General features: G+C 63.6%; 23 protein-coding genes and 2 pseudogenes. 14 read left to right on the top strand and 11 right to left on the bottom strand.

All coding sequences use genetic code 11. The annotated features are described in order from the left end of the window. Positions 1-390: 390 nt before the first annotated feature. The gene (locus B058_RS0105740; RefSeq protein ID WP_018507527.1) at positions 391-735 is read left to right on the top strand and encodes a cupin domain-containing protein; all 345 of its coding nucleotides are present in this window, start codon (positions 391-393) and stop codon (positions 733-735) included. Here B058_RS0105740 and B058_RS18335 read toward each other — a convergent pair. Next, positions 736-919 (bottom strand): annotated as a pseudogene (locus B058_RS18335) (urease accessory protein UreG); the annotation flags it as partial. A gap of 546 nt (positions 920-1465) precedes the next feature. Further along, the gene (locus B058_RS0105735; protein ID WP_018507526.1) at positions 1466-2212 is read right to left on the bottom strand and encodes a sulfurtransferase; all 747 of its coding nucleotides are present in this window, start codon (positions 2210-2212) and stop codon (positions 1466-1468) included. A gap of 121 nt (positions 2213-2333) precedes the next feature. Between B058_RS0105735 and B058_RS0105730 the strand changes: the two genes are divergently transcribed. Genes B058_RS0105730 through B058_RS0105720 form a run of 3 tightly spaced genes read left to right on the top strand, consistent with a single transcriptional unit; the run spans position 2334 to position 4631 of the window. Beyond that, positions 2334-3158 carry a mechanosensitive ion channel family protein gene (locus B058_RS0105730; protein WP_018507525.1) on the top strand — a complete coding sequence of 275 codons (825 nt, stop codon included), beginning with the start codon at positions 2334-2336 and terminating at the stop codon, positions 3156-3158. Continuing rightward, entirely contained in the window at positions 3155-4021 is an 867-nt protein-coding gene (locus B058_RS0105725) for a class I SAM-dependent methyltransferase (protein ID WP_018507524.1), read from the top strand. Before B058_RS0105730 ends, B058_RS0105725 begins: the two co-directional genes overlap by 4 nt. Positions 4022-4073: 52 nt before the next feature. Beyond that, on the top strand, positions 4074-4631 hold the full coding sequence (locus tag B058_RS0105720) for a hypothetical protein (RefSeq protein WP_018507523.1): 558 nt from the start codon (positions 4074-4076) through the stop codon (positions 4629-4631). A gap of 3 nt (positions 4632-4634) precedes the next feature. Here B058_RS0105720 and B058_RS0105715 read toward each other — a convergent pair whose 3' ends face one another. The 3 genes from B058_RS0105715 to B058_RS0105705 all read right to left on the bottom strand — a co-directional run bounded on the left by B058_RS0105715 (position 4635) and on the right by B058_RS0105705 (position 6153). Beyond that, positions 4635-5177 carry a YaeQ family protein gene (locus B058_RS0105715; RefSeq protein ID WP_018507522.1) on the bottom strand — a complete coding sequence of 181 codons (543 nt, stop codon included), beginning with the start codon at positions 5175-5177 and terminating at the stop codon, positions 4635-4637. Positions 5178-5267: 90 nt separating this feature from the next. Continuing rightward, positions 5268-5474, bottom strand: a complete 207-nt coding sequence (locus B058_RS0105710) for a cold-shock protein (protein WP_018507521.1) — start codon at positions 5472-5474, stop codon at positions 5268-5270. A 151-nt stretch (positions 5475-5625) separates the two neighbouring features. Then, positions 5626-6153, bottom strand: a complete 528-nt coding sequence (locus B058_RS0105705) for a retropepsin-like aspartic protease family protein (protein WP_018507520.1) — start codon at positions 6151-6153, stop codon at positions 5626-5628. A 310-nt stretch (positions 6154-6463) separates the two neighbouring features. Between B058_RS0105705 and B058_RS0105700 the strand changes: the two genes are divergently transcribed. Beyond that, positions 6464-6991: a M48 family metalloprotease gene (locus B058_RS0105700; protein ID WP_157265617.1), complete on the top strand. Its 528-nt coding sequence runs from the start codon at positions 6464-6466 to the stop codon at positions 6989-6991. 5 nt (positions 6992-6996) lie between these two features. Here B058_RS0105700 and B058_RS0105695 read toward each other — a convergent pair whose 3' ends face one another. The 3 genes from B058_RS0105695 to B058_RS0105685 all read right to left on the bottom strand — a co-directional run bounded on the left by B058_RS0105695 (position 6997) and on the right by B058_RS0105685 (position 11219). Further along, positions 6997-7482 (bottom strand): aminoacyl-tRNA deacylase, encoded by a 486-nt coding sequence (locus B058_RS0105695; RefSeq protein WP_018507518.1) that lies wholly within the window; start codon positions 7480-7482, stop codon positions 6997-6999. A 65-nt stretch (positions 7483-7547) separates the two neighbouring features. Continuing rightward, complete coding sequence (locus B058_RS16510; RefSeq protein ID WP_018507517.1) at positions 7548-9989, bottom strand: Lon protease family protein; 2442 nt, start codon at positions 9987-9989, stop codon at positions 7548-7550. A 63-nt stretch (positions 9990-10052) separates the two neighbouring features. Next, entirely contained in the window at positions 10053-11219 is a 1167-nt protein-coding gene (locus B058_RS0105685; RefSeq protein WP_018507516.1) for a polysaccharide pyruvyl transferase family protein, read from the bottom strand. 112 nt (positions 11220-11331) lie between these two features. On the opposite strand from B058_RS0105685, the gene B058_RS0105680 reads away from it, so the two are divergent. The 3 genes from B058_RS0105680 to B058_RS0105670 are packed head-to-tail and all read left to right on the top strand — an operon-like array spanning position 11332 to position 13432. Beyond that, entirely contained in the window at positions 11332-12492 is a 1161-nt protein-coding gene (locus tag B058_RS0105680) for an MFS transporter (RefSeq protein WP_018507515.1), read from the top strand. A gap of 54 nt (positions 12493-12546) precedes the next feature. Next, on the top strand, positions 12547-12837 hold the full coding sequence (locus B058_RS0105675) for a hypothetical protein (protein ID WP_018507514.1): 291 nt from the start codon (positions 12547-12549) through the stop codon (positions 12835-12837). Next, the gene (locus tag B058_RS0105670; protein WP_157265610.1) at positions 12812-13432 is read left to right on the top strand and encodes a hypothetical protein; all 621 of its coding nucleotides are present in this window, start codon (positions 12812-12814) and stop codon (positions 13430-13432) included. Before B058_RS0105675 ends, B058_RS0105670 begins: the two co-directional genes overlap by 26 nt. 77 nt (positions 13433-13509) lie before the next feature. Here B058_RS0105670 and B058_RS0105665 read toward each other — a convergent pair whose 3' ends face one another. Further along, the gene (locus B058_RS0105665; RefSeq protein WP_040723549.1) at positions 13510-15234 is read right to left on the bottom strand and encodes an adenylate/guanylate cyclase domain-containing protein; all 1725 of its coding nucleotides are present in this window, start codon (positions 15232-15234) and stop codon (positions 13510-13512) included. A gap of 115 nt (positions 15235-15349) precedes the next feature. After that, positions 15350-16447 (bottom strand): chorismate synthase, encoded by a 1098-nt coding sequence (gene aroC / locus B058_RS0105660; RefSeq protein ID WP_018507511.1) that lies wholly within the window; start codon positions 16445-16447, stop codon positions 15350-15352. A 140-nt stretch (positions 16448-16587) separates the two neighbouring features. Between aroC and tal the strand changes: the two genes are divergently transcribed. From tal to folE, 6 genes are all read left to right on the top strand, one after another. Continuing rightward, positions 16588-17667 (top strand): transaldolase, encoded by a 1080-nt coding sequence (tal, locus tag B058_RS0105655; protein WP_018507510.1) that lies wholly within the window; start codon positions 16588-16590, stop codon positions 17665-17667. A 101-nt stretch (positions 17668-17768) separates the two neighbouring features. Beyond that, positions 17769-18878 carry an S-(hydroxymethyl)glutathione dehydrogenase/class III alcohol dehydrogenase gene (locus B058_RS0105650; protein ID WP_026240682.1) on the top strand — a complete coding sequence of 370 codons (1110 nt, stop codon included), beginning with the start codon at positions 17769-17771 and terminating at the stop codon, positions 18876-18878. Between the two features lie 8 nt (positions 18879-18886). Beyond that, positions 18887-19723 (top strand): S-formylglutathione hydrolase, encoded by an 837-nt coding sequence (gene fghA / locus B058_RS0105645; protein ID WP_018507508.1) that lies wholly within the window; start codon positions 18887-18889, stop codon positions 19721-19723. Between the two features lie 172 nt (positions 19724-19895). After that, positions 19896-20489, top strand: coding sequence for a CBS domain-containing protein (locus tag B058_RS0105640; RefSeq protein ID WP_018507507.1), 594 nt, complete (start codon positions 19896-19898; stop codon positions 20487-20489). A gap of 261 nt (positions 20490-20750) precedes the next feature. Then, complete coding sequence (locus tag B058_RS0105635) at positions 20751-22415, top strand: thiamine pyrophosphate-binding protein (protein WP_018507506.1); 1665 nt, start codon at positions 20751-20753, stop codon at positions 22413-22415. A gap of 288 nt (positions 22416-22703) precedes the next feature. Then, positions 22704-23258, top strand: coding sequence for a GTP cyclohydrolase I FolE (gene folE / locus B058_RS0105625; RefSeq protein WP_018507504.1), 555 nt, complete (start codon positions 22704-22706; stop codon positions 23256-23258). Between the two features lie 32 nt (positions 23259-23290). Here folE and B058_RS18135 read toward each other — a convergent pair. Then, positions 23291-23559: pseudogene (locus tag B058_RS18135) on the bottom strand (hypothetical protein); the annotation flags it as partial.

The following is a 23559-nucleotide window of genomic DNA, read 5'->3' as shown; positions in this document are numbered from 1 at the left end:
TGCTACGCGATAAAGCTGCGCAGCGCCGGTTAACTCCACTACATGAACTCCCCCTATTCCTCAACAGGAGTGGATGTTCATTCGATGTAAGACTGCGGCTCTACACACGGCGAAAGCGGTCCATTCACGATCCCATGCCCAGCCGTCCGTCACTCGTCAAGTACCACAATCAGTAATCGACCCTGCCTCTTGTCCCGTCCTATTTTTTTATCACTTAATATAAAAATGAAGTACTGGAAAAACCGGTTAAAGATCAGAGCTCGGGCAGTAGACTTCCCGATAAGCACATGTGGCAGGCCCAGACCCGATAAGCGTGCGTACTCGCGACGGCTCGCTGCCGTGTGAGGGCATCCAACCATTAGATCTTGAAATTACAGAGAGGAGTGCACGATGAGCAATGAACAGATGGCACCCGAAACGAAAGGGGTGACGGTGAAGCTACTTTCAACGGTTGACCTGGGTCCGGAGATCGAGGGCATGGCCGGGCGCCAACTTCGAATGCGCATGGTGACCATCGAGCCTGGCGGCGTCTTCGGCCCGCTTCACGACCATAAGGACCGGCCAGGCACCGTCTACATCCTGCAAGGAACGATCACGGACCATCGGAATGGCGTCGCGACGGACTATGGGCCGGGCGTAGGCTGGCCCGAGGACAGGAACACCCTGCACTGGCTTGAGAACCGAGGAACGATTCCGGCGGTGGAGATCTCGGTCGATATCGTGCGGCAAGAGTAATCAGGCCGCCTGCAGCATGCCTTCCCGTTCGATGAAGGCCATGATGTCGGCTAGGCCCTGTTCCGTCTTGAGATTGGAAAAAAACGAACGGCCCCGCGCCGCGCATGCGTTTCGTGTCCTGATCCATCACCGCCAGCGAGGCGCCGACCCTGGGCGCGAGGTCGATGACGTAGATCGTGAGAAGCGCGGGGCGTAATCTTCCATGGTCTCGTTGGCGACCCAGATGTTGTAGTCGCGGCGGACTTTGGCAACACGCTGGAGCGTCTTGGGTGGATGGTCCCTGCCTGTCTGCTCCATCGTCGTATGGCCCATGCTCCCGATAGGCGCGAATCTGCGAGCGCATCGTTTGGATGCCATGGGTGCGCGCCGCACACCCGTTCGATCAACACTGCCCCAGGTAGCAGGCAAGCCCTATGCCAATCGGGTGCTTTTTTACAGGCAGTTGTTTTGTCTTGTTTTTATTCGCAGGGAGGGCGGGCAATCAGCGATGCAGGCGTCCCGCCGCCGGCTGCAGGTCCGCGCTCACCGCCTCGCGTTCGTCGAACACGAAGCAGTCGCCGCGATAATGCGCCCCGCCGGCTTCCTCGAAATACTTTTGGATGCCATGGGTGCGCGCCGCACACCCGTTCGATCAACACTGCCCCAGGTAGCAGGCAAGCCCTATGCCAATCGGGTGCTTTTTTACAGGCAGTTGTTTTGTCTTGTTTTTATTCGCAGGGAGGGCGGGCAATCAGCGATGCAGGCGTCCCGCCGCCGGCTGCAGGTCCGCGCTCACCGCCTCGCGTTCGTCGAACACGAAGCAGTCGCCGCGATAATGCGCCCCGCCGGCTTCCTCGAAATACTTGAGGATGCCGCCTTCGAGCTGGTAGACCCGTTCGATGCCGACCGCCTTCATGTGGATGGCGGCCTTTTCGCAGCGGATGCCGCCAGTGCAGAACGACACCACGGTCTTGCCGGCATAGTCGGGCAGATGGGCGGCCAGCCGCAAGGGAAATTCGCTGAAGACGCCGATGTCGTAGTCGACGGCGTTCTCGAAGGTGCCGGCGGCGACTTCGTAGTCGTTGCGGGTATCGAGCATCACCACCGGGCGGCCTTCGTCGTCGCAGCCGCGATCGAGCCACTGCTTCAGCGTCGCGGCCGGCACCGACGGCGCACGCCCCGCTTCCGGGCGGATCAGCGGATGCTTCATGGTGATGATTTCCTTCTTCAGCCGCACCCGCATGCGCTTGAACGGCGGTTCGGCCGACAGGCTTTCCTTGGGCGCGAGATCACTGAAGCGCGGATCGGCGCGCAGATGGGCGACGATGGCGTCGATCGCCTGGCGCGAGCCGGCCAGGAACACGTTGATGCCTTCCGGCGCCAGCAGAATGGTGCCCTTGAGATCCAGCTCCAGACAACGCGCGGTGAGAGCGGCCTTCAAGGCCTCGCGGTCGGCGAGCGTGACGAATTTGTAGCAGGAGATATTGACGACGGACACGGTAAAACCCTTTCAGCAAGCCGGCATTATCCCGGAAACCGTCCCCACGGGATCAACCGGCCGGTTCTGCCCTGCCGGGGGTTTTGATACCCTTCGGTCTTCCCCCAGCCCTTTCCCGATCATGGACGAACAATTGCAAACGCTGGCATACGCCAAGAAAACCGCGATCGAGCTGGCTGTCCAGTTCGGCCCCAAGCTGCTGGTGGCGCTACTGATCCTGGTAGCGGGCTATTACGTCGGGCGCTGGGTGGGCCGGCTGACCGACTCGATGCTGGCGAAACTCGGGCTCGACGAACCGCTGCGCGTGCTGCTGGTGCGCATCGTGCGCATCCTGGTGCTGGGGCTGTTCTTCATTATGGCGCTGCAGAATCTTGGGGTGCAGCTGTTGCCGCTGATCGCCGGGCTGGGCGTGGCGGGCGCCGGGGTCGCGCTGGCCATGCAGGGCGTGCTCGGCAACCTGGCAGCCGGCCTGACGATCCTCTTCACGCGGCCGTTCCACATGGGCGAATACATTTCCATCGCCGAGGAGGAAGGCATGGTCGAGGACATCAAGCTGTTTCATACCGTTCTGAGTCATCCCGACCGCTCGCGCATCGTCATCCCCAACCGCAAGATCGTCGGCGAGATCCTGCACAACTTCGGCACGCTGCGGCAGCTCGACGTGGTCGTCAACGTAGCCTACAACACCGACATCCCGCAGGCGCTGGCAGCGATCCGCGACCTGCTCGCCGCGCATCCCAAGATCCTGCAGGAGCCGGAACCTTTCATCCGCGTGCTGGCGCTGGCCGATTCCAGCGTGCAGATCGCAATCCGTCCTTGGACGACGGCGGTCGACTTCTACGCCACAGCGGGCGACGTCACCCAGGCCGTGCTGGAAACCTTCCGCGACCGCGGCATCACCATTCCCTTCCCGCAACGCGAAGTGCGCTTGCTGGGTGCCGCATGAAGCGCGCCAGCCCCACGCCGAAAACGGCCTACACCGATCCATTGGCCGAAGTGCTCCGCCCCGGCCAGTCTATTGAACTGCTGAAGGAACTGCATATCCTGACGCGCGACGGCAAGCTCAACCAGGACAGCCGCCGCAAGCTGAAGCAGGTGTATCACCTGTGCAACTTCATCGAGCCGCTGCTGAACGACGTGCTGGCCCAGCAGGACACGCTGACGCTGGCCGACCACGGCGCCGGCAAGTCGTATCTGGGCTTCATCCTCTACGATCTGTTCCTGAAGGCGCAGCCCGGCGCCCACATCTATGGCATCGAAACGCGCGACGAACTGGTGGAAAAATCGCGCAAGCTCGCGGCCCGGCTGGGTTTTGAGCGCATGTCGTTTCTCAATGCGACAGTGGCGGAATCGATCACCACCGAGACCTTGCCGGCGCGCGTCGACATCGTCACCGCGCTGCATGCCTGCAATACCGCCACCGACGACGCCATCCGGTTCGCGCTCGCCAAACAGGCCCGCCACATCGTGCTGGTGCCGTGCTGCCAGGCCGAAGTCGCGGCCGTGCTGCGCAAGCACAAGAACGAATCCTTCGGCAAAACCCCGCTGTCGGAAATCTGGCGCCACCCGATCCACACCCGCGAATTCGGCAGCCAGCTGACCAACGTGCTGCGCTGCCTGCAGCTGGAATCGCACGGCTACGCGCTCACTGTCACCGAGCTGGTGGGCTGGGAGCACTCGCTGAAGAACGAGCTCATCATCGCCACCCAGGCAAACGCGCCGCGCCGGAACGCACGCGAACGCCTGCAGCAGATCCTGATCGAGCTCAATCTGCAGGAACTCGATGCGCGTTTCCTGGGAACCCCATAAGCCGCAAACCATCCTATGCTTTGAAGGCATCGTTAATTTTGCGGATCGAATCATGCGCCTGCCCGCTTCGCCGTTTCGCTTCATCGTGGTCGCCCTGTTCGCCGCCCTGGCTGGCTGCGCCACGCCGCAATACCAGACGACTGTCCGGCTGATCCCGCCGGCCGATGCGCAGGGCCGCGCCTGCGTGCAAGCCTGCGATGCCAAGAAAGCGGCTTGCCAGCGCGATTGCCAGACCCATTATCAGGCCTGCGTGAAAGCACTCGAACCCCAGGTGGAAGCGCGCTATCTCGATGCGCTGAAAAAATACGAACTCGAGTTGAAGCAGTATGCGGCGGCGTTGCGGCACTATGAGATGCAGATGCAGTTCGACTGGATGAACCGTTATCCCTTCTACCCCTACTGGTGGAACCCGTGGCCGGGGCCCTATTTCCCGCCGCCCTATCGCGAGCCGGTGATGCCGACGCGCGAAGGCGTACGCGCGCAACTGGAAAAATCCGAGTGCAAGGCCGACTGCGGCTGCCTGCCCGCTTACGACATCTGTTTCGTCGGCTGCGGCGGCCAGCGCGTGACCGAGACGGTGTGCATTAAGAACTGTCCGCCTGCGAAATGAGGCTTATGCAGCCGCCTGAAGCGTAGCCAGTTTCACCGGTACGCTAGCAGTGTCGGTATTGATCCAGATTTCGCCGTCCTGCACCATGCATTGCAGGCGCATGCTGCGTTCGGCCAGTGCCGCCAGCGCCTGGCTGGTTTCGGCGGGCAGCTGCAACACGGTCAGATTGGTAAAGCGTGTGAGTTTGCTGGCGATCTGTTTCCACCATACTTCGCAACTGCTGCTGTAGCACAGCACCACGACCTGGTCGGCGCGGCTGCACGCGCGGCGGATGCGCGCATCGTCGGGCTGGCCGAGATCGACCCACAGCGTGATCTCGCCCGCCAGGTTCTTCACCCACACCTCCGGTTCGTCGACATCGAACAGCCCCTTGGTAAAGGCGATGCCCTCCTGCGCATGCAGCGCGTAGGCCAGCACTCGCACCATCATGCGTTCGTCGGTTTCGGAAGGATGACGCGCAATCGTCAGCGCATGGTCGCCGTAGACGTGGCGATCCATGTCGGCGATCTGCAGGTCGGCTTTGTAGATGGTGGCTTTGAGCGCCATGGGGGTCTCACTCGAAACGCAAAAATGTCCGAAGGGCATAAATAAAAAAACCCCGGCGAACCGGGGTTTTTTCACATCAGGTCGAAAAAATTACGACATGACCTGGATGTTCGAAGCTTGCTTGCCCTTGGGGCCAGTAGTCACTTCGAAGCTGACTTTCTGGTTTTCCTGCAGGGACTTGAAGCCGCTGGAGTTGATTGCGGAGAAATGTGCAAAGAGATCTTCGCCGCCGTTATCCGGGGTGATGAAACCAAAACCTTTTGCATCGTTAAACCACTTAACAGTACCCGTTTCCATCTTATTTCCTATCTATCTAAAAAAATTGAGCGACATGCTCCATCGATCGAATTTCAAGGAAAAAGGCTTACCAGAGGTACCGCAATTTAAAGCTTGAATCCAACAGATGGCGTATTGATAACACAGAAGACCAATATGTCCAAGATTTTTTTCATCCGCCGGCCAGCGGGCGCAACACCAGGGTGTCGCCGCGCTGGGTGAATTCCAGATGCTTCAGCGCGCTCATGCCCAGTAGCACCTGATCCTCCGCCATGCCGGGGTTGAGGCTGGCCGGCACATTGCGCAGCACGAAGGGCCCGAACGCCAGCGTGCCGATCCGGGTGGCACGGGTGGCAACCGCGCCGTTGGCGGTCATCGACTGTTGATACGCGCCGGCATCGAGTCCGAGTTCACCCGCCAGATGAGCCGGCACCGACACCAGGGTGGCACCGGTGTCGAGCAGGAGACTGACCGGCCGGCCATTGATCGCCCCCGGAAAAACATAGTGTCCGTTACCACTGCGCTTCAGGACCAGTTCGGCACCCGGCGCGAGTTGCAGGCCGCGATTGGGACGGTCGCGTGCCTGCAGACTGTTCTCGAAATAGAGATAGAACAATCCCAGCATCAGCAGGCTGGCGACCAAGGCCATGCCGCGCCCGAGGGGGCGATACGGGTTGGGCGAAGACTCGTTCTCGTGCATCGGTTCATTCCGTTCGCGGGTGTTTGTTGCGGCATGGCCATCAAGAACAGCCGCGTCATGGCCGACTATATTCACAGAAGCGGCAATTGTGAAAGGGGATGCGATGTTCACCCTGGCAATTCATCCAGCATGGCCTGGCATCAGATCTGGCGTCTGTCTGATCCTGCTTCTTTGCGCCGGGTTCCTGCATGCCGCGCAGCCGGCCCCGGCCTCCTGGTTTCCCGACGCGCCGACGTTCCGCCATTACATCTGGGCCGTCCAACCGTGTCCCGGCTGCACGGCCCTCGATGCCCAGCCCAGGTGGACACGCATGGCCCTGCGCGCAGGCCTGTCCGAAGTGCATTTCAAGCGGGCACCCGACGAAAGCGGCGGCCAGGCTTATTCCGTTGCGCCCAACGTGGTGGTGTTGTCGCCTTCGGCGCTGCAACTGGCCGGCTGCCAACTGGCGTTTCTCATCGGCCACGAAATCGTCCACATCGCGCAACGCCATTTTGACGAGGATGCCATCGCCCTGTCGGTTTACTCCGGCAAGCCTGCTTACTGGACTCGCCATGGCGAGGATGCCATGCAACTGGCCGACGGCAATTTCGGCCTGGCGCTGAAGCTATCTCCGCTCTGGCAGCAACAGGAAAGGGAAGCCGACTGGCTCGGCACGCTGCTGGCGGCACAGGTTTGCGGATGCAGCCTGGAAGACGGCGCGCTGGCCTATTTCCGTCATGACGAACAATCCGGCGGCGGCATCGCAGCCGCCCATGCGCCGGCCACGGAACGCATCCGGCAACTGCTGCCGTTTACCGAATCGGCCCGGCGCCTGATGGCCTTGGCGCCGCTGAGGTGACACAGTCAGGCAACGTGCTGCATGCGCGGCTGGCTGAAGTGGCAGTGCGGCGCATCGCCGAAAATGTCGCGCAGATAGCGGGTTTCGATGTGCAGCAGGAGTTCGTGGTCACCTCCCTCCAGATAGATATCCGGCTGCGCCATCAGATCGTCGTCCCATACCATTTCCACGCCCCAGGCATTCGGCAGGCCCGGTACCACGCCGGGCTCGCATTCGCTGAACAGGCGGCTCACGCTGGCTTCGTCGGCCAGGCTGAACTCCACGCCATGGTCGAGACCCAGCCTGCCGAGATGGACCTCCTGGTCGGCAGGGATCATCGCCACCATCTGGCAGCCGACGCCGTCGAGCAGCACACCCTTGGCCACGCGGTTGGACGGAATCCCTGCCGCACGTGCCGTTTCGGCGCTGGTGTGCGTGTGCGGGTGCGCGACGATGTCGAATGGAATCATGTGCTCGTCGAGAAAGCGCGCCATGCGGTGTAGTGCGTTCATGATCGTCTCCTGGCAAGAAAAGGACGACTTTCACTATAGTTCACGCCCCGTCCGGCTGCTGGCGGCTAACGCCGCTGCGGGCGGTCGGCTACGCGAAAATGCCGGCGCGGCGCCCGCGCATGCTCCTGCTGCTGGCAGGCGCGGCGAAATGCCAGCAACGCGTCCTGCGCCTGCCCCAACACGCTATCGGGAGCGTAATGCCCTGCCGCGTTCGGCTCGCCCGCCGTCACCCCGGTCAGCAGCTCAATCCCTTCGGTCGCCAACTCCGCCGTATGGATATGGAAACGCCCCCTGGCGACCGCCTCGACCACGCGCGGCGCCAGCATAAGATGACGCCGGTTGCGTGCGGGGATCAGCACGCCCTGGCTGCCGTCCAGACCGGCGGCTTCACAGACGCTGAACCAGCCTTCGATCTTTTCGTTGATGCCGCCTACCGGCAGCACTTCGCCGTGCTGGTTGACCGCGCCGGTGACGGCGATGCCCTGCTTGAGCGGCAAACCCGACAGCGCCGACAGCAGCGTATAGAGCTCGGCGCAGGATGCGGAATCGCCCTCCACGCCGTGGTACTGCTGCTCGAAGACGATCGAAGCATTGAGGGAAAGCGGCGCCAGGTGCGCGAATAGCGCTGCCAGGTAAGCCTGCAGGATGAACACGCCCTTGTCGTGGATCGGACCGGAGAGTTCGACCTCGCGCTCGATGTTGAGCAGTCCCTCCTCGCCCGCATAGGTGCGCGCCGACAACCGCACCGGCAGGCCGAAGCGGTAGTCGCCGAGGTCGATCTGGGTAAGGCCGTTGACCTGGCCCGTCCGCGCGCCGTGCAGGTCGATCAGCACGTCGCCTTCGGCGATCTCCTCGCGCAGCCGCTGCTCGGGGTAATCGTGGCGCGCGGTATGCGCGGCGAGCGCCGCCTCGACATCCTCCGCCATCACCCGGCTCCGCCCGCCGGCACGGCAGATCGCGGCGCTTTCCATCACCATCGCTTCAGTGCGCGCGAAAATCGCGCTCTCGCGCGCCTGATCGCCTGCCTCGCGGTGCGATTCCTCGAGCAGGCGCGCCACCACCGCCGCCGAGAAATGCGGCAGGCCGTGCTCGCGGCAGACATGAGCGACGAAAATCGCCGAGGCGCGGTGGGTGCCTGCACTGGCGAGGAAACTGTCGGCGAAATCCACCTTGGCGCGGAAATGGCGGACGAACTCCGGTGCAGCCTCCTGCAATTCGTAATACTGGTCGCGCGAACCGATCAGCACGAGCTTGACCTCGACGTCGACCGCTTCCGGCACCAGCGACACTGCCGCGATCGGCGAAAACGACACGCCGGGTTCCTCGATCTGCAGCCGTCCGCTGCGCAGGAAGCGTCGCAGTTTCTCCCACACCAGCGGATCGGCCAGCACGTCGCGCAGATGCAGCATCAGGAAGCCGCCGTGCGCCTGCAGCAGGCTGCCGGCACGGATGCGTGAGAAGTCGGTCACCAGCACGTCGTTCTCGGACTGGTACTCGATACTGCCGAACAGGGCGCGGAATAGCGGATTGTCCTCGACGATCACCGGCGCGCCGGCGAGGCCGCCGTTGTCGACCACCAGATTGACCCGGTAGCGCGCGAGCACGGCGTGCAGCGCCTCCTCCTGACCTTCATCCTCCTCGCCACCGTTGAACAGCTCCAGGTTGTCGAACACGTCGTGTTCCAGCGCATCGAGCCAAACGTTGAGCTTGGCAGCGTCCTTGATCTGCTTCTTCAGCCCGGCACGGATCGCCTGCAGCGCCCGCTCGACCAGCGGCTTCACCACCTGCCGCCGTAGCGCCGCCAGCGCCTCGTTCATCGCGCGCTCCAGCGGCTGGGTCTTCTCGATATAGCGGGCGATTTCGGCGCGCAGTTCCTGCTCGGCCTGCTCCACCGCCACCCGGCGCGCCTTCGGCAGCGCCAGCACTTCGTCCTCGGTGAGCGCCTGCCCCTTTTTGCCGATGAGGGTGAACACCATGCGCCCGGCCTCGCGGTGCAGCGAAAAGCTGCGCGCCTCGGCAAACGCCGACAGCTCGGCGTAATGGCGTGCCACATCGTCCTTCCAGGCTTTCTCGATGCGTTCGCTCTCGGTCTTGTAGTCCTGCCCGCCGAGCTGCGGCGGAATCTCGGCCTGCAGGGTCTTCACTGTCTGCGCCAGGAGCTGGCGCAGCAAGCGCCCCTCGCCGGCCGGCAGGCGCAAGGCCAGGGGCCGCTCGGGCGCATCGAAATTGTGCAGATAGCACAGATCCGGCGGCGCCCGTCGCTTCGCCGCCGCCTCGACCATCGCCTGCCTGAGCAGCGAGGAACGGCCGCTGCCGACCTCGCCCAGCACGAACAGGTTGTAGTTGGGCTGGTCCATGCCGAGGCCGAAGCGGGCGGCCGCCTCGGCGCGCGCCTGGCCGATCCAGGGCAAGGCCTCGTCCGCCAGTTCGGTGGTGTCGACGAACCCGAGCGTGGCGGGATCGATGGTCAGGCGCAGGTCGGCTGGAGACAGAGGAACGGTCGGCATGGTGTAGGCAGTCTTTTTGTAGGGTGATTGGATTATTGCGCAAGACCGGTGGCCCGGCCCGATTCAGCATGCCAGCAGGCCGGTCCACTGCGCCTGGCTTTGAAGGTAGCGCGCGCGCAGGCTGGTCGCATTGTCCCGCAGCACGTCGGCGGGTGCGGCCAGCGCCTGCATCACTGCGCGTTCGACTTCGTCGACCGTCACGCCGCGTGGAACCGAGCCCGGTTCCCAGGTTTCGGCGAAGGCGGTCGTCTTGAGAGTGCGGTCGCCCTGCTGCGGCGGGATCAGGCTGACCCGCGGCAACCCATAGGCCAGCGCGACGATCCGTCCATGCAGACTGCTGCCGACGGCGCCGCGGCTGGCGGCAATCAGCGCGCAGATATCCCACAGGTTCAGCGACTGGAACAAGCGCGTCGTGCCGGGCGGCAGCCGCTGCAGCAGGATTTCGTAAAGCCCCGCATCGTCGTGCCAGGGCGCTGCGCCGGCGCGATAGCACACCAGCCCCAGCCCGGTCGCGGCGACCACCCGGGACAGTTCACGCACCAGGGCATCCAGCGTGGTGTCGTCGCCGAAGTCGGCGCTGAACTGGAGCGCCAGGTAGCCTTGGGGAAAGTCCGTGCGCAGGGTCTGCACTTCGCCATGATGCTGTCGCGCCGCAATCCGTTCACCGAAACACGCCGCCACCATCACGGCGGGATCGGGACACAGCGGAAAATCGAGGCCCTCCGCCCGCAACGCAGCCTGCGTCAGACGATCCCGAACGCTGGCCCAGTCCGCCTGCCTGAGCGCAGTTTTGACTGCTTCACGGTGCGCAAGCGACAGATGGAACCAGTCCACACCGCCCACGGCATTGAAGATCAATGTCCCGCCCGGCGCCAGCGCCTCGCGCCCCGCCACATAGGGTGCGATTCGCGACGCGCCGAGCTGACGGGCGGCCCACGCGGCAGCCGCAACCGGGTCGGCGTCGTAGCGCGCAATCGCGGCAGCGGCCCCGGCAGGATCGAGCAGCATGACCGCAGCCTGCCAGGCCGTGCAGGCCAGCAGTTCGCCGCCAACATGAATCAACTGGAGCGGCCGTTCCGCACCCAGCGCGCGCACCCGATGCCCGCCGAATGCCCGCAGATCGCGTTCGACCAGCCCGGCAAACGCAAACGCCCGCTCCGGCAGCAAGACCGTCATCAGATGGGGAAACAGCAGGTCGCCGAAGTTGTGGCGATCGAAGGCGCCAAACATGACCGACGGAGCGCTGACGCTGGGTGGCGGATTCTTCACGTGTCCTCGGGATTCACACACCATGGAATTTCACATTACATTCTAGGCAGCCCCCCTCCTCTACAGCCACCCGATGAAATCCGCCCGACCGTCCTTCTTCGTCCTGATCGCCCTCATCGGCGGGCTGGCCATCCTGAGTTCCACGTTGTCGAAGACGCCGGTCCTGCCGCTGTTCGCCCACGCGCTCCACGCCACGCCGGCGGAAATCGGCTGGATCGTCATGGCCTCGACGATTCCGGGCATCCTGATCAGCTACCCCGCCGGCGCGCTGTCCGACTACCTTGGCTCGCGTCGCCTGCTGCTGGCGTCGCTGGTCGTGTTCGCCACCGCGCCCTTCCTGTATCTGCTGGTCAAAACGGCCCCGCAGCTGATGGCGGTGCGCTTCTACCATGGCTTCGCCACCGCGATTTTCGGGACGGTGGCGAACGCAGCCATCGCCGAACGCTACACCACCGAGCGCGCAGCCCGGCTCTCCACCTATTCCTCGATCACCATCGTCGGACGGTCCATCGCGCCGTTCCTCGGCGGCAGCCTGATCTCGCTGGCCAGTTTCCATGCCGTCTACATCGCCTGCGCGATCAGCGGCATGCTGGCGCTGGGCGCCGGTCTGCTGCTGAAGGACCAAGCACCTAGACCAAAAGCGAAACTCGAATTACCCCATTTCTGGACGAGCCTGACCACTGTGCTACGCGATCGCGACATCATGCTGGTGAGCGGGGTCGAGGCGGCGCAATACCTGGTGTTCGGCGCCATCGAAGCCTTCCTCGCCCTGTTCGCCGCTTCGCTCGGCATCCCCGCGTGGCAGATCGGCGTCATCCTCGGCGTACAGCTGGTCAGCATCGTGTTCGCCAAGCCGCTGATGGGCAAGGTGTCGGACCGCGTAGGACGCCGCCGCGTCATCCTGCCCGGTTTGCTTATCGGCGCCGTGAGCATCGCACTGCTGCCGTTTGCCCCCAGCTTCATGGGCCTGTCGGTACTGAGCCTCGCGTTCGGCATCGGCTTCGCCACCGTCACCTCGTCCACCTCCGCGCTCGTCGCCGACCTCACCCGCGACGGCCGCTACGGCTCGTCGATGGGCGTGCTGCGCACGGTCATGGACGTCGGCCAGTCGACCGGCCCGGTGCTCACCGGCTGGATGGTCGGCGTCGCCGGCTACGGCAGCGCCTTCGCCCTGCTGGCGGCGATTCTGGTGCTCGCCGCCGTCATGCTCGAGCTGCTGCTGCGCGATGGGTAAGCTCGTACGCGATCGGCTATAGTGAGTCAGCCCGCCTCTACCAAGGAGATTTCCATGCGCATCCGTACCCTGCTCGCCGTCCTGGCTTTCGCCCCTGCCCTCTTTTCGCTTCCGGCCGCCGCCGATTCGACCGCGAAGAGCCCGTCCCTCGCCGCAACGCTGGAAAAGATTTCACCGCCAGCCTGCCAGGCGAATGCGAAGGGCCCACATGTCGCCCAACTCAATTGCTGCTCGGCCCACAAAGGCCTCTGCGGCTGCCGCGCCGGCAAGATCGTGTGCTGCGACGGCACCGTCAGCACCGAACCGGGGTGCACATGTCATGGGGATGAAGGCGCCACCGAATAGCAAACATACAGGTGAACCCAAGCCCCATGACCTCGAAATTGCGTCAGGCCCAATGACGGAAGCTGGGCACATCGTTGTATCGAAGCTTGATGCTGCGCAAAGGCAGTTGCGAGTTGCTATTCGTATGCTTTTCTCGGAGGATGACCCGGTTGCGGTACATACCCTTGTTGGGGCGGCATCGCTACTCTTCAGCGATCTTGTCGAGATCAACGCACCCGAACAGTCGTGGGACAAAAAGGCACGCGAAGCCACGTCACTCACTCGAGCTGAATACTTTCAAGTCATGCGTCGCCACCAAAACTTCTTCAAGCACGCACGTGATGACCACACGGCTATGCTTGAGCTCAATCCCGAGGAAACAGAATCACTTGCGTTCTGGGCGGTTATGAATGCAAGCGAACTTGCTCCCTTGTCTACCGAGTCTCAGGTGTACCAGCTCTGGTATATAGCGGCTCGCTCACCGTTCACGGACCCTACAAAGTCACCTCTGCGAGAGGCGCTTCAGGTCTTTGGCGATCTTCGTCCTCTTCCTCGTGGCGAGCGCCTTAAGTCTGGTGTACGTGTATTAAAAGCGGAATTAAGCCGTGTAGCCTAACCCTTCGCACCGGGTGTTCCCCAGCAAGCTGACTCAAGCTCGTTATTTCAATAGCCGGGAAAAACAACTTCCGCATCTCACTTACTCAACGCCACCCAAACCCCATCCCACCCCGCCTCCGGCGGTGCCTGTCGGAACGCCGCAACCCGCTCCAGCATGACCTGGCTGGGGCGATCCGATGGCGCAATGGCCAGGCACTCGCGGAACGCCGCTTCGGCCGCATCCCAGTCCTGCGCGCGATAACGCGCCAGCCCGGCCTCGAAGGCCTGCACCCGCTGCGTGTCGCTTTCGCCCAGTTCGGCTGTATAGCCCAGTAGTTCGTACACCCTGATCGGCTCCTGTTTGCCGACGACGCGCAGACTGTCGATTTCGCGGAAGGCCAGCGTGTCGCCCGCGAGCGTTTTCGTCGTTTCGCTGACGAGGATGCGCGTGCCGTAGAACTTGTTCGCCTGCTCCAGCCGCGAGGCGAGGTTCACGATGTCGCCGATGACGGTGTAGCCGCGCGAGGTTTCGGAGCCGATGTTGCCGACGGTCACTTCGCCGCTGGCGATGCCCATGCGCACGTTGACCACGGGCAGGCCCTCTCGGGTGCCGAACATCTCGGGCAGCCAGGCGCGGAAGGCCTCCATGCGTGCCAGTTGCTCCAGCGCGGCGATGCAGCCCAGTCGCGCGTGGTCGGCAGGATCGGTGAAGGGCGGGCCCCAGAAAGCCATGACCGAGTCGCCGATGTATTTGTCGACGATGCCCTGCTGGGTACGGATCACCTCGGACATCAGCGAAAAATAACGGTTGAGGAAGCGCACCGCGGCGTCCGGCGTCAGTCCCTCGCACAGGCGGGTGAAGTCCTGCAGGTCGGAGAAGAACACCGTCATTACCTGGCGCTCGCCGCGGTCCGTCGGGATGCGGTTTTCCAGCAGGCTCTTCACGATGCGCGGGTCGACGTACTGGCCGAAGGTTGCACGGATGCGCTCCTTCTCGCGCAGCCCGCCCACCATGTGGTTGAACGAGGTGGCGAGCGTGGCCAGTTCGTCGTGGGTGCGCACCAGGATTTCCACGTCGAGGTCGCCCGCCTCGACCGCGCGCGTTCCGCCCAGCAGGCGCTTGACCGGATCGACCAGCGAACGCGTGACGAAGGCGGCGAAGATCAGTCCGAGCGCGGTGGCGATGCCGGTGACGATCCAGTTGAGCGTGGTCGCGCGTGCCTCCTCCGCCTTGGCCTGGCTGGCGGTGTCCTGGGTCAGCTTGTTGAGAATGTCGGTGGTCTTCTGGATCTCGACGTCGATGGCGTCCTTTTCGCGCAGCAACTCATCGCGCACGATCTTCTCCGAGCGCGGCGTGCCTTCCTGCGCCTCAATCTGGAACTGGCGGAAGGTCGCGTGAAAATGCTGGCGGGTGGTCTGGATGGCGGGCAGCTCCCGGCCCAGTATGGCGAGCGTGACGCGGTCGAGCCGAATGCCCTTTTCCTTTTCGGCCTCGCCCAGCATGTGCAGCGAGGAATCGACGATCTGGTCGGCGTTGATCCCGCGCATGTCGAAGGCGTTCGACTCCTTCGCGAGGAATTCAGGATCGGGCTTCGCGACATCCATGCCCGCCATCACCCGCTCCATGTGCACCATCTGGTCGCGGATGAGGATTTCCACGCTGGCCACCTGCTGCTGCAGCGGCAGGTAGTAGTCGGAGAGCGCCCGCACCTGGTTGTTGAGCTGGCGGAAGTTGAGCACCGACAGCCAGGTGACGACCACCATCAAGGCCAGGAGTGCTGTGGTGATGCTGAAGATTTTCAGGCTGATGGGCAGTCGCATGGCGTCAGGCACCGGTTGCACAGTAATTTAAACCTAGCGTACACCGCCGATCCGTCAAACCCCAATCGCCGTTTGGGCCGGCCATACACGGTGTACGGCGTGGCCAGGTGGGGTCCTAGTTGTTGGCAGGAATCACCGGCGTGCCGCTCGCCACGTCGCCGCATTGCGCACGATGGCGCAGCGCGTGATCCATCAGCACGATCGCCATCAGCGCCTCGGCGATCGGGGTGGCGCGAATGCCGACGCAGGGATCGTGGCGGCCGTGGGTGACGACCTCGATCGGCTGACCGTGCAGGTCGATCGAGCGTCCCGGCAGGCGCATCGACGAGGTGGGCTTGATCGCGATGTGGGCGACGACAGCCTGGCCGCTCGAAATGCCGCCGAGCACGCCCCCGGCATGGTTGGAAAGGAATCCATCGGGTGTGATTTCGTCGCGATGCTCGGTGCCCAGCTGCCGTGCAGCTTCCATGCCGTCGCCGATTTCCACGCCCTTGACGGCGTTGAGGCCCATCAGCGCGTGGGCGAGGTCGGCGTCGAGCTTGTCATACAGCGGCTCGCCCCAGCCGGGCGGCACGTTCTCGGCCATCACGCTGATCTTCGCGCCGACCGAATCGCCCGACTTCCTGAGCGCGTCCATGTAGTCCTCGAGCTTGGGCACGATGGCGGCATTGGGCGCGAAGAAGGCATTGTTACCGATCTCGTCCCACGACTCGAATGGCACGTCGATCGGGCCCAGTGCGCTCATGTAGCCGCGGATCACGATGCCGTATTTTTCAGCCAGCCATTTTTTTGCGATGGCGCCGGCGCCGACGATGGGCGCGGTCAGCCTGGCCGACGAACGGCCGCCGCCGCGCGGATCACGGAAACCGTATTTCTGCGTGTAGGTATAGTCGGCATGGCCGGGGCGGAAGGTTTCGGCGATGTTGCCGTAGTCCTTGCTGCGCTGGTCCTCGTTGCGGATCAGCAGCGCGATCGGCGTGCCTGTCGTCTTGCCTTCATAGAGTCCGGATAGGATTTCCACGGTGTCGGATTCGCGCCGCTGAGTGACGTGGCGCGAGGTGCCCGGCTTGCGGCGGTCGAGGTCATGCTGGATGTCGGCTTCGGCGAGCGCCATGCCGGGCGGACAGCCGTCGACCACGCAGCCGATCGCGGGTCCGTGCGATTCGCCGAACACGGTGACACAGAACAGTTTGCCGAGTGTGCTGCCAGACATGGAATAAGCCGGAAAAGAGCCGAAAGAATGCGCCGAAGTCTAGCACAGGCGCGGCCTCCAGCACGGATCGACACGGTTCGTTGAACTTGCCGTCATGCACATGTTCTATCCTGAACATCTCACCCATACGAGGACCGCCCATGAACACCACGCAACACGTCACCGCCCTCGGCCAAAGCATCTGGCTGGACAACCTGTCGCGCAGCCTGCTCCATGATGGCACGCTGGCCAGACTGATCGCCGAGGATGGCGTCTCGGGCGTGACCTCGAATCCGTCGATCTTCCAGAACGCCCTGGCCACCAGCCCTTATTACGCCGACGACCTGGCACGGGTGAAAGCCGGTGAGCCGGATGTCGAGCGTCGCTACGAGGCGCTGGTCATCCCCGACATCCAGGCTGCCTGCGACCTGCTGCTGCCCACCTATGAAGCCAGCGGCGGCAACGACGGCTACGTCAGCCTGGAAGTCGCACCGCGCTGGGCCTACGACTCGACGCGCACGGTGGAAGAGGCGCAACGCCTGTCTGCCACCGTGAACCGCCGCAACCTTCTGATCAAGGTGCCGGGCACGCCAGAAGGCGTCAGCGCATTCGAGGCGCTGACCACGCTCGGCATCAACGTCAACGTGACCCTGCTGTTTTCGGTGGCGCAGACGCAGGCGGTGTTCGACGCCTATATCCGGGGTCTCACCGCTCGCATGCAGGCCGGCGCCGACGTGCGCCGCAGCAAGGCGGTAGCCAGCCTGTTCCTGTCGCGCGTCGATACGCTGGTCGACGCGCAATTGACCGCTATCGGCACCCAGGCGGCCCTGTCGCTACGCGGCAAGGCCGCAGTGGCGATGGCCAAGCTCGCCTATCAACGCTATCTGCGGATTTTTCATGGCGAGGCCTTTGCCGCGCTGACGCAGCAGGGCGCCACGCCGCAGTACCTGCTGTGGGCGAGCACCGGCGTGAAGAATCCGGACTACCGCGACCTGCTGTACGTCGAGCCGCTGATCGGCCCTGAAACCATCAACACCCTGCCCGACAAGACGCTCGCCGCATTGCGCGACCACGGCGACCCGGTGCCGCGTGTGGCGCAAGGCGTCGCCGAAGCCGAAGCACAGCTGGCGGAACTGGCTCGCCTGGGCATCGACATGGATGTCGTCGGCAACACCCTGCAGGACGACGGCGTCAAATTGTTCGAGGCTGCATTCCAGAAGCTGCTGCTGCAGACCGGCTAAGCTCGCCCGACCTGCATACGTTGTGGATGTCATGGAAGTTCGGCATCATCGACCTGCCGCATATCGCGTCACCTCCTGATCATTACCAAGGAACCAAATACATGAAAGCACGCGCTGCTGTTGCCTGGGAGCCGAAGAAACCGCTGTCGATCGAGGAAGTTGAGGTCGACGGCCCACGCGAGGGCGAGGTCCTGCTGCAGGTCGTCGCCAGTGGCGTGTGCCACACCGACGCCTTCACGCTGTCGGGCGACGACCCGGAAGGCGCCTTCCCCTGCATCCTCGGCCACGAAGGCGGCTGCATCGTGGTGGAATGCGGACCCGGCGTGAAAACGCTGAAGCCGGGCGACCACGTGATCCCGCTCTATATCCCGGAATGCGGCCATTGCGAATACTGCGCCTCGCCCAAGACCAACCTGTGCCAGTCGATCGCGTCCACCGTGTGGACCGGCTACATGCCCGACGGCACGCGCCGTTTCTCGAAGAACGGCCAGCCGATCTTCCACTACATGGGCTGCTCGACCTTTTCCGAGTACACCGTGGTGCCGGAAATCGCGCTCGCCAAGATCAACCCTGCCGCGCCGCTCGACAAGGTCTGCCTGCTCGGCTGCGGCGTCACCACCGGAATCGGCGCGGTGCTCAACACCGCCAAGGTCGAGCCCGGCTCCACCGTCGCCGTGTTCGGCCTCGGCGGCATCGGACTGTCGGCGATCCAGGGCGCGGTGATGGCCAAGGCCGGCCGCATTCTCGCGATCGACCTCAACCCCGACAAGTTCGAAATGGCCAAGGCGCTCGGCGCGACCGACTTCATCAACCCGCGCGAGGTCAACGGTTCGCTGGTCGAGTACATCCGCGACCTGACGAAGGGCGGCGTCGATTACTCGTTCGAATGCATCGGCAACGTGAACGTGATGCGCGACGCGCTCGAATGCACCCACATGGGCTGGGGCGTGTCGACCGTGATCGGCGTGGCCGGCGCCGGCAAGGAAATCTGCACCCGGCCGTTCAACCTGGTGGTGGGCCGCACCTGGAAAGGCACCGCGTTCGGCGGCGTCAAGGGCCGCAGCCAGCTGCCGGGCTACGTCGACAACTACATGGCAGGCAAGATCGAACTCGACAGTCTGGTGACCCACACCATGCCGCTGGAAGACATCAACCGCGCCTTCGACCTGATGCACGAAGGCAAGAGCATCCGCTCGGTCATCATTTTCTGAAAGAACCCATGAAACAAATCGAAAGAATCAAGGAATTCGACGGCTGGCTCGAACGCTGGCAGCACGAATCGACTGCGTGCCAGTGCACCATGACCTTCTCGGTCTACCTGCCGCCACAGGCCGCGACCCAGAAGCTGCCGGTGGTGTACTGGCTGTCGGGCCTGACCTGCACCGACGACAACGTGCGGGTGAAGGCCGGCGCCCAGCGCTACTGCGCCGAACTGGGGCTGATCCTGGTCATGCCCGACACCAGCCCGCGCGGCGAAGACGTCCCCGACGTACCCGAGCGCTACGACCTCGGCCAGGGCGCGGGTTTCTACGTCAACGCCACCCAGATGCCGTGGGCCACGCATTACCGGATGTACGACTACGTCACCCGCGAACTGCCCGCGCTGGTCGAGGCAAACTTTCCCGCGACCCCCGGGAAACGCGCCATCAGCGGCCACTCGATGGGCGGCCACGGTGCGCTCGTCTGTGCGCTGAAAAATCCCGGCATGTATGCCTCGGTCTCCGCCTTCTCCCCGATCTGCAATCCGGTGGTGAGTCCCTGGGGCCAGGGCTGCTTCGGCGCCTATCTCGGCGACGATAAAAAAGCCTGGGAAGCCTACGACGCCACCTGCCTGGTCGAGGCCGGCGCACCGCTCCCGCCTGCGCTGATCGACCACGGTACCGCCGACGAATTCCTGGCGGAGCAGTTGTATCCGCAGAACCTGCAGGCAGCTTGCGCGGCCCGTGGCATTCCGCTCACGCTGCGGATGCAGGAGGACTACGACCACAGCTACCATTTCATCGCCACCTTCATCGGCGAGCATCTGGCGTTTCACGCGCAGGCGATGGCGCGCTGAACCGCCCGCATTGCGCCGCTTCCCGTTCCGGATCTAGCAAGAACAATTTTTATGTCGGGCTAAAAAATCTTGAATGGACAGGCGGCGCGCCGAGGAACAGGATTGTTGTTTCCAGCCCCGCACGCAAGGCGTGTGCGCCTGAAGTCCAGAAAACGATGCAAGGAGATCCGACATGACCCAGACCTACACCCGCCTGCCCGCTCGCAATCTCGACAAGAGCGCCGGCCTGCTGCGCCCCGCCTGCATCCTGCCCGAGCGGGTTGAACTGGATAACCCGGCGCTCGACGTCATGACCGACTTCCGCCGCCTGACGGCTTTCATCGCCACGCCCGGCGACACCATCAAGCAGGCGGAAGAACGCATGATCCGCCGCAAGGTGCGCCTGCTGTTCGTCATGGACAGCCAGGATCGCGTGGCCGGCTTGGTGACCCGCACCGACATCCATGGCGAGAAACCCATGCAGGTCGTGCAAAGCCGCGGCATCCGCCGCGACGAAGTGCTGGTGGCCGATATCATGACGCCGGTGGAACAGCTGGAAGCGGTCGACTACGACGACATCGCCCATGCCCGCGTCGGCCATGTGCTGGAGACCCTCAAGGCGCGCGGTCGGCAGCATGCCCTGGTGATCGAACACACCGGCGGCCGGCAAATGGTGCGCGGCCTGCTGTCGCTGTCGCAGTTGTGCAAACAGCTGGGGGTCAACGTCGAAACCACCGAAGTGGCCAATACCTTCATCGAGATCGAGCAGCACCTGGCGCACGCCTGACCGTCGAATCGCTGCGCCCGTCGCCCAGCGGGTGCAGTGCCGGGGCCGTTTCGAACCCGGCCCCGCATTCGTCTGCAAAGCCGGCCTCTCCAATCAGGCGCTTTGCCCTTGAAAGCCCCGGCCCCACGAGACTGTCGGACCCAGGCACTATTCCACGCAATATCCAAGGTTTTCCCGCACGGCGTCTTGTGCTCAAATCCGGTACTCCGGATGCGTCGACGCGCGCCGGAGGAGCGAGATTGCCCACCTCATAACAAGCACATGAACATTTCCGTCAGCGAACTGATCGTCCGGTATCTGGAACGCCTGGGCATCGACCACATCTTCGGCATGCCGGGCGCGCACGTGCTGCCCATCTACGACCGCCTGCACGATTCGGGCGTGAAGAGCGTGCTGGTCAAGCACGAGCAAGGCGCGGCCTTCATGGCGGGCGGCTACGCGCGGATCTCGCACCAGCCCTCGGCCTGCATCGCCACGGCAGGCCCCGGCGCGACCAATCTGCTGACCGGCATCGCCAACGCTTACGCCGAACGGCTTCCGGTGCTGGCGATCACCGGCGAGACCTCCACCTACATCTTCGGCCGCGGCGGCCTGCAGGAAAGCTCAGGCGAGGGCGGCGCCATCGACCAGGGCGCGCTGTTCGCCAGCGTCACTCGCTACCACAAGCTCATCGAACGCACCGACTATCTGGGCCAGGTGCTGAACCAGGCTGCGCAAGCGCTGCTCGGACGTGAACCCGGGCCAGTGCTGCTGTCGATCCCCTACAACGTGCAGAAGGAGATGGTCGACGACAGCGTGCTGGAACAGATCCACTTTCCGCGCAAGGCCGCCGTCCGGCACACAGCCTCGATCTCCGAACTCGCCGAACTGCTGCGCGGCGCGCGCACCCCAGCCATTGTCGCCGGCTACGGCTGCATCCAGGCAGACGCGCGCGACATCGTCGCCACCCTGTCGGCACAATTCAATATCCCGGTCACCACCAGCCTAAAGGCCAAGGGCGTGGTTGCCGAAGGCTCGCCCCTGTCGCTTGGCTGCCTCGGCGTCACGTCCAACGGCGATGCCTATCGCTACCTCGTCGATCACGCCGACCTGCTGATCTTCCTCGGTGCCAGCTTCAACGAACGCACCAGCTATCTGTGGGACGCCAAATTGCTGGGCGGCAAGAAAATCACCCAGGTCGACCGCGACGCTGCGCAACTCGGCCGCGTGTTCCAGCCCGACGTGGCGATCTGCGGCGACATCCGCGCCGTGATGGAAGACCTCTTCGCCACCCTCCTGGCCGACGCCATGCCGCCCAAGACACTGGATCGTCTCGATGGCCATCGGCGTGCCGCCGTCCGGACGACCGATGGGTCCGACACGGCGTCGGCGCAGTCCTTCCGCTTGATGCAGGATTTCTTCAGCCGGCTTGCGCGGCGCTTCCCGCACAACGCCTTGGTGTTCGACGACAACATCGTCTTCGCGCAGAGCTATTTCGACGTCTCCGACCATAACCATTACTTCCCGAATTCCGGTATCTCGTCGCTGGGCCACGCCATCCCCGCCGCCATCGGCGCGCGCTGTTTTGCGAAAGACAGCCCCACCTTCGCCATCCTCGGCGACGGCGGCTTCCAGATGTGCTGCATGGAAATGATGACCGCGGTGAACTACGGCATCCCGATCAACGTGGTGGTGATCAACAATGGCACCCTCTCGCTCATCCGCAAGAACCAGTTCCAGCTCTACGGCGAGCGCTACATCGACTGCGACTTCACCAACCCCGATTTCGGCCTGCTCGCGCAATCGTTTGGGGTTAACCATTACCGCATCGAAACCGAGGCCGCGCTCGACGCCCTGTTCGCAAACGCCGACCTGACCGGCACGATCAATCTCATCGAAATCCTGCTCGACAAACACGCCTTCCCCCGCTACCTGTCGGCTCGCTAGCTGGTGAACGGATGACAGCGCAGCGCGTTGCCATCTTGCCGTTCAGTGCCGAACAGCTGGCTAAGCTTGATTTCTCGCAGCAGGTGTTTTCCCGCGGGCTCCCCGCCGCCACACTCGATTCCGTGCACGCTGCGATGCTTTCGAAATGCCATACGCGGCATGCTGGGATCGTCAAGAAATCGGGTTCATGCGAACGCCATTTGCCTCCACCATGCGGCCTCCGCGGGTTGACGGTGACTGACCACTCTGACACAGTCAAACGATCACTGATCAGACAAGGCCATCGACATGGACACCGCCAAGCTGTACGCACAACTCATCCAGAGCGCAGGCGAGGACATCTCGCGCGACGGATTACTGAAAACCCCCGACCGCGCGGCCGCCGCGTTCAAGTTCCTGACGCAGGGCTACACACAGTCGCTGGACGAGGTTCTCAACGATGCCGTGTTCGACTCGGACAACAACGAAATGGTTATCGTCAAGGACATTGAACTGTATTCGATGTGCGAGCACCACCTGCTGCCGTTCGTCGGCAAGGCCCACGTGGCTTATCTGCCGAAAGGCAAGGTGATCGGCCTGTCGAAGATCGCGCGCATCACCGACATGTTCGCGCGGCGCCTGCAGATCCAGGAGCAGCTCACCACCCAGATCGCCGAGGCCATCCAAACCGCTACCGGCGCGGCTGGCGTCGGCGTCGTCATCGAAGCCCAGCACTTTTGCATGATGATGCGCGGTGTGCAGAAACAGAATTCGTGGACCATCACGTCGATGATGCTGGGTGCCTTCCGTGACAATGACCGTACCCGACAGGAATTTCTCCAGCTCGTTGCCAAGTCGCATTAATTTAGGCGCGCGGGCGCGCGAGCATGGCGGACCTACAAAACGGCCCCATCAACACCGACAACCCGTTCCCCCGGTCGGCCGATCAGTACCAGCCTGGGTTTGGTTTTTATCTTCCCCTGAGCAGCGATAACGGCCCGGGAAATTGGCATGGCCCTGCCCGAAGCTCGCGGCGTCTGAAGACCTGCCGGCCGACTACTGTAGGCCTGCGCAGCGGATTCCAGCTTGAACACGCTCACCGCCTCGGCCAGCTTGCCCGCCTGGTCCTGCAAACTCTCGGCCGCAGCCGCAGCCTCTTCAACCA

The sequence above is a fragment of the Thiobacillus thioparus DSM 505 genome (genome assembly GCF_000373385.1).
GTDB classification, from domain to species: Bacteria; Pseudomonadota; Gammaproteobacteria; order Burkholderiales; family Thiobacillaceae; genus Thiobacillus; species Thiobacillus thioparus.
The sequence above is the reverse complement of the archived record's forward strand: the minus strand, read 5'-3'. Positions and strand labels throughout refer to the sequence as shown.